This is a genomic window from Pseudomonas sp. SIMBA_067 (assembly GCF_046534675.1).
GTDB classification, from domain to species: Bacteria; Pseudomonadota; Gammaproteobacteria; order Pseudomonadales; family Pseudomonadaceae; genus Aquipseudomonas; species Aquipseudomonas putida.
Map to the genome: position 1 here is coordinate 1 of NZ_JAWRYH010000445.1, position 271 is coordinate 271.

Below are 271 nucleotides of genomic sequence, written 5' to 3' on the forward strand. Positions count from 1 at the left end.
GTAATATGCCATTAGACAGAGGCTCAAATGCGCGCAAAGACCCTACTTGGGTCGACGCAAAAAAAACAGCAGACAGTTTATGGCTTTTAGTTAAAGGCAATCACACCATATTTGCTAACAGTAGCCCTGAGGTGGTGTATTTAGCTTACCAACAAGTGGCGCATTTAGATTTAACGCAGGCTATCCTTTTAGGATCAAATAAACAGGATAATGCCGTATTTGCGCTAGACGTAACTGAACTCGAAGAGTCGTTATTAGCAACGATTGTTGG

Annotated in this window: 1 protein-coding gene; it reads left to right on the top strand. The window is 42.1% G+C overall.

What is annotated here, in order from left to right; translation table 11 throughout:
- Positions 1-271, top strand: a 271-nt coding sequence (locus tag SB765_RS29825; protein WP_410932519.1) for an NUDIX-like domain-containing protein, incomplete at both ends; no start/stop codon positions are given.